Source organism: Klebsiella sp. HMSC16A12, from assembly GCF_001808265.1.
Lineage (GTDB): Bacteria > Pseudomonadota > Gammaproteobacteria > Enterobacterales > Enterobacteriaceae > Klebsiella > Klebsiella pneumoniae.
On sequence record NZ_KV792639.1, the window covers coordinates 9399 to 16918 of the forward strand.

Genomic DNA, 7520 nt, shown 5'->3' on the forward strand with positions numbered 1-7520 from the left:
GGCGATGGTGATAAACAGGAACGGGAACAGGTTGCCGGTCCATACCGGGCCGGTACCATCGACGAACTTGGTCAGCGCCGGCATCGTCAGGGTCGGGCGCATAATCAGGATGCCAATCGCCAGCCCCACGATGGTGCCAATTTTCAGGAAGGTGGAGAGATAATCGCGCGGGGCCAGCAGCAGCCAGACCGGCAGTACCGCAGCCACAAATCCGTAGCCCACCAGGATCCAGGTCAGCTGTACGCCGGTGTAATCAAACCACGGCGCCCAGGTCGGGCTTTCCGCCACCCAGCCGCCGGAGATGATGGCGAACACCAGCATCACCAGGCCTATCACCGACACCTCGCCGATGCGTCCCGGACGCAGATAGCGGATGTAGATGCCCATAAAGATCGCCAGCGGAATGGTAAAGGCGACGGTGTATGTCCCCCACGGACTGTGGGTCAGCGCTTTCACCACAATCATCGCCAGGACCGCGAGGATGATCACCATGATCATAAAGCAGGCCACCAGCGCCAGGACGCCAGCGGTCGGTCCCATCTCCTCTTTAACCAGTTCGCCAAGCGAACGGCCATCGCGGCGGGTCGAAACAAACAGCACCAGAAAGTCCTGTACCGCCCCAGCCAGCACCACGCCGGCGAGGATCCAGATCATCCCCGGCAGGTAGCCCATCTGCGCGGCGAGCACCGGGCCCACCAGCGGCCCCGCGCCGGCAATGGCGGCAAAATGGTGACCGAACAGCACTTTTTTGTCGGTTGGAACGTAGTCGAGGCCATCGTTATGCCGCACCGCGGGCGTCATCCGCGTCGGGTCAACGCCAAGCACGGTTTTAGCGATATACAGGCCGTAGAAACGATACGCGATCAAATAAACGCAGACCGCGGCGACGACAATCCACAGCGCGTTTATCTGCTCACCCCGGTTTAAAGCGATATAGCCGAGGGCGAAGGCTCCGATGACGGAGAGCAGCGCCCAGATAAGGTATTTCCCTGAATTATTCATTGTTGTGGTCCACCGGTAGGGTAATCAGGATGTTACATTTTGTTTCTAGATCACAACGCAGAATTTAACAACACCGAAACATCGCAGATGCCGTACACCCACAGAGATTTGTCTCACATTGCTAGCGAGATCACTTAAGGCAGGAAAATGAATGAAAGGGTTACCGTGAACGGTGCCGTTTTTTTTGTCGGGTGGCGGCTAACGCCTTACCCGACCTACAGATCCGTAGTCCTGCTAAGCGCAATGCGAGCAGGGAAACTCCCGGATGGCGGCGCGCTGCGCCTTATCCGGGCTACCCCATTGCGCCGATACGTAGCCCGGCTAAGCGTAGCGCAAGCCGGGGAAACAGCGGCTTCTTAGCCCAGCACCGCGGTGCCCAGACGACAGGTGCAACAGCGCCGCCCCTTCTCGTCATACACCACAATCTCCCAGCTCTGGCTCTGGCGACCAAGATGCAGCGGACGGCACTCGCCGCGCACTTTCCCGCTGGAGACGGCCCGGTGATGGCTGGCGTTAAGCTCAGTCCCGACGACGCACTGCCCTTCTTCGGTCATCAGCCAACCGGCCATCGAGCCCAGCGTCTCCGCCAGCGCCGCGGAAGCGCCGCCGTGCAGCAGGCCAAACGGCTGATGCGTGCGCGCATCCACCGGCATCTCCGCCTCCAGCAGCCCCTCTTCCAGTCGGGTGTAGATGATGCCAAGATGCGCCACCATGGTATTTTCGCTGCTGGCGTTCAGCGCCGCCAGCGTAAGCTCTCGCTTCCAGGCCATTTACGCCCCCAGCGTCGAGCCGCCATCAACCACGATATCCTGCAGGGTGATATGGCTGGCGTGAGAAGAGGCGAGGAACAGAATGGTATTGGCGATCTCCTGCGGGCGGGCGATTTTACCCAGCGGGATGCCGAGCTTAAACTGCTCGCCGAAGCCGCGGATCCGCTGCTGCTCTGCATCGTCGCTGACCCACAGGGTGCGCTGCATATCGGTGTCGGTGGAGCCCGGCGACACCAGATTACAGCGCACCCCGCTGCCCGCCAGCTCAAGGCCGACGGTCAGCGCCAGGCTTTTCAGCGCCGCCTTCGAGGCGCCATAGGCGCTCATGCCGATGCGCGGCGTGTGCGCGGCATCGGAGGCGACGGTGACGATCGCCCCGCCCCGCTGGCGACGGAACTGGGCCATCGTCTGCTGAAACAGGTTGAACGCCCCGCCGACGTTGACCGCGAAGGTCTGCTGCCAGTCTTCCGCGCTCAGCTGGTCGGTAGCGCCCATGCGCAGGATCCCGGCGGCGTTCACCAGCACATCTAAACGCTCGGTGTTCGCCAACAGCCGGCTGCATGCCTCGCGTACCTGGTCGGCATCGGCGACGTCCAGCGTTTCGGTGGCAAACGGGTAGCTTTCGCCGTCAAAGGCGAGGTCGAACCCGGTGACGTTGGCCCCGGCCTCGACGAAAGCCAGCGCGGTGGCATAGCCAATCCCTTTACCTGCGCCGGTCACCCACACGGTCTGACCGCGAAAATCCAGCGCCGCCATTATTGCACCTCGCGGGAGAGCAGCGCCCACCAGGCGTCGATGGTCGGGTTTTTCGCCAGCATAACGAAGTCGATATCGCCGTGCACTTTGCGCCAGCGGGCGGCCAGGGCCATCATCCGCACCGAATCCAGACCGTAATCGATCAGGTTTTCATCATCCATCGGTTCGTCGGATTCGTCGAGCAGCGGCAGGATCAGCGCGCGCAGCGCCGCTTTGGAGGCTGGGAGCGGCAGCAGCTCTTCGGTCATCACCACCCGTCCGGAGCGGCCGGCGACATATTTCAGCGCCATCAGGTGCTCTTCACGGCTGAAATCTGCCAGCGCGTCGGCGACAAAGAACGGTTTGATATCGCGCATGAAAGCATCGGTGGCGGTGGTCATGCAGCCGATATGGGCGTAAACGCCGGTGATGATCAGCTGGTCGCGACCGGTCTCTTTCAGCATCTCCTCCAGCGGCGAGCGATGAAACGCGCTGTAGCGCCATTTCACCAGCACGGTATCGTCTTCATCCGGCGCCAGCGCGGCAATCACCTGCTGCTGCTCCGGCGAGCGGGTCAGACCCGGCCCCCACATATCATTCAGCAGGGCGCGGTCTTCATCGCTCTGCTCTTTCGGCTGGGCGGTGTAGTACACCGGAATGCCGTTCTGTTTGCAGAAGTCGCGCAGGGCGGCGATATTAGCCACCACTTTCTCCATCATCGCGCTGTTTTCGCCCCAGAAGTTGAGGAAATACTCCTGCATATCGTGGATCAGCAGCGCGGCGCGCGACGGCTCAAAGGCCCAGTTGACCTTGTTCGCCGGGATATCGCTGGCTTCCGGCAGCGCATATGCCTGTAATTTAGGGATTGCCATTCTCTGTTCTCCTTCAGCCCAGCTTGCCTTCGGCCAGCCACTGACGTAATTGTTTTTTATCGACTTTGCCCACCGGCGTCAGCGGCAGCGCGGCAACGCACTCCACGCGGTCCGGCAGTTTAAATTCCGCCACCCCCTGCTCGCGCAGGAAGCGGCGCACGGCGACGGCGCGCAGCGGCGAGGTCACCACCAGATAAGCGCAGCTTTTCTCGCCCAGCAGATTGTCTTCGATGCTGACCAGCGCGGCGTGGATCACCGCCTCATGGCGCAGCAGCAGGTTTTCGATCTCTTCAGCGGCGATCTTCTCGCCGCCGCGGTTGATCTGATCTTTTTCCCGGCCCTGGACGGTGATATAGCCATCTTCATCGATCGAAATCAGATCACCGGAGCAGTAAAATCCATCGGCATCAAAGGCTTCAGCGTTATGTTGCGGACTGTTGTAATAGCCGCGGAAGGTATAAGGGCCGCGGGTCATCAGACGGCCCACTTCGCCGCGCGGCAGCGGGTTGCCGTCGGCATCCGCCACCCACACTTCATCGTCCGGGCACATCGGACAGCCCTGGGTATTGATGATCCGCTCCGGGCTATCGTTAAGGCGGGTGTAATTCACCAGCCCCTCCGCCATGCCGAACACCTGCTGCAGCTGGCAGCCGATTTCCGCCGGAATGCGCGCGGCGAGGGTCGCTGACAGGCGCGCGCCGCCGACCTGCAGCAGCTGCAGCGATTGCAGCTGGGCGTTGCTGCCCCATTCGTGAATCGCCTGCAGCCACAGGCTGACCGCCGGCGGCACCAGCGACGCGACGTTAACCTGATGTTTTTCGATCAGCGGGAAACAGAGCGTGGCGCTCGGGTCGGCGGCGAGGATCACCCGCCCGCCGGCGAGGAAGACGCCGAGCGAACCCGGGGAACTCATCGCATAGTTATGCGCCGCCGGCAGCGCGTTGAGGTAGCGCGTTTCAGCGTTAATCCCGCAGATCTCATTGCTGCGGCGGATACTGTAGTCGTAATCGTTATGGGTGCGTGGGATAAGCTTCGGCGTCCCGGTGCTGCCGCCGGAGAGCTGGAAAAAGGCCACTTCGTCGGCAGGGGTTGGATTGGCGATAAAGTTATCCGCCGGGCGGTTAATCTCTGTCGCCAGATCGCGCTCGCCGCCGTCGTTACGCAACAGTGCGACGCGCAGGGAAGGATGTTCCGCGATAAACGCGTGGAGAAAGCTATCGTCAGCAAACAGCGCGTGCTCGCGATCGGCAATCAGCAGCGCCGGTTTAATCTGCGCGGCGTAGGCGTTAAGTTCGCTGCGCTGGTGGCTGAACAAAGCGTTCACTGGCGCGACGCCGATGCGCAGCAGCGCAAAGAAGGTCATGTAAAACTCGGCGACATTGCCCAACTGCACCAGCGCGGTCTCCCCGCGCTTCAGTCCCTGGCGCTGCAGCGAGCAGGCGAGGTTGTCCACCAGCTGGTTAAACTGGCGGTAGCTAATCTGCCGCTCGCCATCGATAATCGCCACGGCGTCATTGTCCGCGTGACGGGTGATCAGATTGGTTAACGGCAGATCCTGCCAGTAGCCTTTTTGACGATAGCGGGCCGCAAACTCTTCCGGCCAACGGGTAAATGCAATCATCCTTGCCTCTTAGTTCAAGCCAAATACGTTAAGCATGGTGGTCAGTTTGACGCCGGTTTCGCGCCATTCGCCCAGCGGCGAGGAGGCCGGAACAATGCCCGCGCCGGCAAACAGGCGCAGCGTACGCTGCTGCAGACGCGCGCAGCGGATAGTCACCACCCACTCGCCGTTGCCTTCGTCATCGCACCAGCCGACGATGCCGCCGAACAGCTGGCGATCGAAGGGTTCCAGTTCAGCAATCAGGCGCTTCGCCGCCTGATGCGGGAAACCGCTCAGCGCCGGCGTCGGGTGCAGCAGACAGGCCAGCGACATGGCGTTTTCTTCCGCCAGCGCGGTGCCTGCGATCGGCGTCGCCAGATGCCAGAGCGTCGGGGTGGTAATCAGCTGCGGCGACTCCGGTAGCGACAGCTGACTGCTGCGCGGGCCCAGCACGCTCTTCATCGCCTGGGTCACCAGCTCGTGCTCGTGGCGATCTTTGCCGGAGGCCAACAGCCTGTTGCCTGCTTCCCGATCCAGCACATCGTCCGGCTGGCGACGGGCGGAGCCGGCCAGCGGCAGAGAGCTGAAGTGCTGTCCTTCTTTACGCAGCAGCAGCTCCGGGCTGGCGCCCAGCAGCACGCCGCCGTCGGAGAGCGGCACGTGGAAGTTAAAGCTGGCGGGGTTCTGGGCGATCAGTCGCTCCATCAGCGCGCCGCTGTCGACGCGGTCGCGGGTGGTAATATCGATAAGCCTTGATAGCACCACTTTGTCGACTTCCGGGGTGGCGGTCAGCGCGGCGGCGCGTTCCACCATGGCTAAAAACGCGTCCTGCTCCGGGATCTCCCGACGCTCCATCACCTCCATCGCCTCCAGCGGCGCGGCATAGCGGGCGGAACGCTGCTTTTCCGGGCGAGAGAACGCTTCCCAGCGCTCGGGGATATAGAGCTCGGAAGGCTGACAGGTGTCGAACGGGATAGCCCCGACCATCACCGGCTTGCGGATCCCCGCCGCCCGGGCCTCGGCAAAGGCGGCCGCCATCTGCTGCTGGAACTCGCCGTTCAGCGCATCGCCGCCAACGGCGGGCTGTGAGAAGCGACGGAAGCAGCCTGAAGTGGTAAAACTGCGGTACGGCGACATAAAGAAGAAGCTGTCCGGCGACAGGGTCCGGGTCGGTTTCTTTACATCTTCAGCCAGTGACGTTTCCATATCTTCCTCCAAAAACGATAAAGATATTAAGAATAATTATCATTTATATTTTGGTTGGCTAACCTAAAAGGTATTGCCCGCCATGTCAACCGCGTTACGTCATGGCGCCGCCACTTTGGCTTGCATCCTGCTGGCACAAAGTTGAAAATGAGACGCATTTATCACCTTTCAAATCAGGATGCGATGACGTGAACTTCTTTTCTTTCTGCCGCCGCGGTGCGCTGACCGGCATGCTGTTGCTTTTAGGAATTACCTCAGCCCAGGCGGCGGACTGGCCGCGCCAGGTCACCGACAGCTACGGGACGCATACCCTGCCGAGTCAGCCGCTGCGCATTGTCTCCACCAGCGTGACGCTTACCGGTTCGCTGCTGGCGATTGACGCTCCGGTGGTCGCCAGCGGCGCGACCACGCCGAACAACCGCGTCGCCGATAGCCAGGGCTTTCTGCGCCAGTGGAGCGAGGTTGCCAAAGCCCGCAAGCTGGCGCGGCTGTACATCGGCGAACCAAGCGCCGAAGCGGTGGCCGCCCAGATGCCGGATCTGATCCTGGTGAGCGCGACCGGCGGCGACTCCGCCCTGCCGCTGTACGATCAGCTTAAAACCATCGCCCCGACGCTGGTCATCAACTATGACGATAAAAGCTGGCAAACCCTGCTCACCCAGCTGGGGCAGATCACCGGTCATGAACAACAGGCCAGCGCGCGCATTGCCGACTTCAATAAACAGCTCGTTTCGTTAAAAGAAAAAATGAAACTGCCGCCGCAGCCGGTGACCGCCCTGGTCTATACCGCCGCCGCGCACAGCGCCAATATCTGGACGCCGGAATCGGCTCAGGGGCAGATGCTCGAACAGCTGGGCTTTAGCCTGGCGACGCTGCCGGGCGGCCTGCCCGCCAGCCATAGCCAGGGTAAACGCCACGATATCGTGCAACTGGGCGGGGAGAACCTCGCGGCCGGTCTGAACGGCCAGAGCCTGTTCCTGTTCGCCGGCGACCAGAAAGATGCGGATGCCATCTACGCCAACCCGCTGCTGGCGCATCTCCCGGCGGTCGCAGGCAAACGCGTCTACCCGCTGGGCACCGAGACCTTCCGCCTTGACTACTACAGCGCTCTGCTGGTGCTCCAGCGTCTCTCCAGCCTGTTCGGCTAACGCGGGCTGCGCCATCAGGCCGGGAACCCGGCCTGCACACCTTGCCGGGCGGCGCGGCGCTTGCCCGGCCTACAATGCCAGCGTCCCCCAGTACCGTAGGCCCGGTAAGGCGTAGCCGCCACCGGGCATCAGGCCGGGTACGCAGCCTGAACACCTTGCCGGGCGGCGCTGCGCTTGCCCGGCCTAC

7 protein-coding genes are annotated in these 7520 nt (G+C 62.2%); 1 reads left to right on the forward strand and 6 read right to left on the reverse strand.

The window, feature by feature from the left end:
- The 6 genes from HMPREF3140_RS29385 to entC form a co-directional block, all read right to left on the reverse strand.
- A partial coding sequence (locus tag HMPREF3140_RS29385; RefSeq protein ID WP_323807267.1) for a carbon starvation CstA family protein occupies positions 1–1002 on the reverse strand: 1002 nt, incomplete at its 3' end.
- A 356-nt stretch (positions 1003–1358) separates the two neighbouring features.
- A complete protein-coding gene (gene entH, locus HMPREF3140_RS21060; protein ID WP_002893892.1) occupies positions 1359–1772 on the reverse strand; it encodes a proofreading thioesterase EntH in 414 nt (137 codons plus the stop codon).
- The gene (gene entA / locus HMPREF3140_RS21065) at positions 1773–2519 is read right to left on the reverse strand and encodes a 2,3-dihydro-2,3-dihydroxybenzoate dehydrogenase EntA (RefSeq protein ID WP_024622880.1); all 747 of its coding nucleotides are present in this window, start codon (positions 2517–2519) and stop codon (positions 1773–1775) included.
- Positions 2520–2527: 8 nt separating this feature from the next.
- The gene (gene entB, locus HMPREF3140_RS21070; protein WP_023282279.1) at positions 2528–3379 is read right to left on the reverse strand and encodes an enterobactin biosynthesis bifunctional isochorismatase/aryl carrier protein EntB; all 852 of its coding nucleotides are present in this window, start codon (positions 3377–3379) and stop codon (positions 2528–2530) included.
- Positions 3380–3392: 13 nt separating this feature from the next.
- Positions 3393–5000, reverse strand: coding sequence for a (2,3-dihydroxybenzoyl)adenylate synthase EntE (entE, locus tag HMPREF3140_RS21075; RefSeq protein ID WP_032411016.1), 1608 nt, complete (start codon positions 4998–5000; stop codon positions 3393–3395).
- 9 nt (positions 5001–5009) lie between these two features.
- Positions 5010–6185 (reverse strand): isochorismate synthase EntC, encoded by a 1176-nt coding sequence (gene entC, locus HMPREF3140_RS21080; protein ID WP_032411014.1) that lies wholly within the window; start codon positions 6183–6185, stop codon positions 5010–5012.
- A 188-nt stretch (positions 6186–6373) separates the two neighbouring features.
- Between entC and fepB the strand changes: the two genes are divergently transcribed.
- Complete coding sequence (fepB, locus tag HMPREF3140_RS21085) at positions 6374–7333, forward strand: Fe2+-enterobactin ABC transporter substrate-binding protein (protein WP_004147526.1); 960 nt, start codon at positions 6374–6376, stop codon at positions 7331–7333.
- Positions 7334–7520 lie beyond the last annotated feature (187 nt).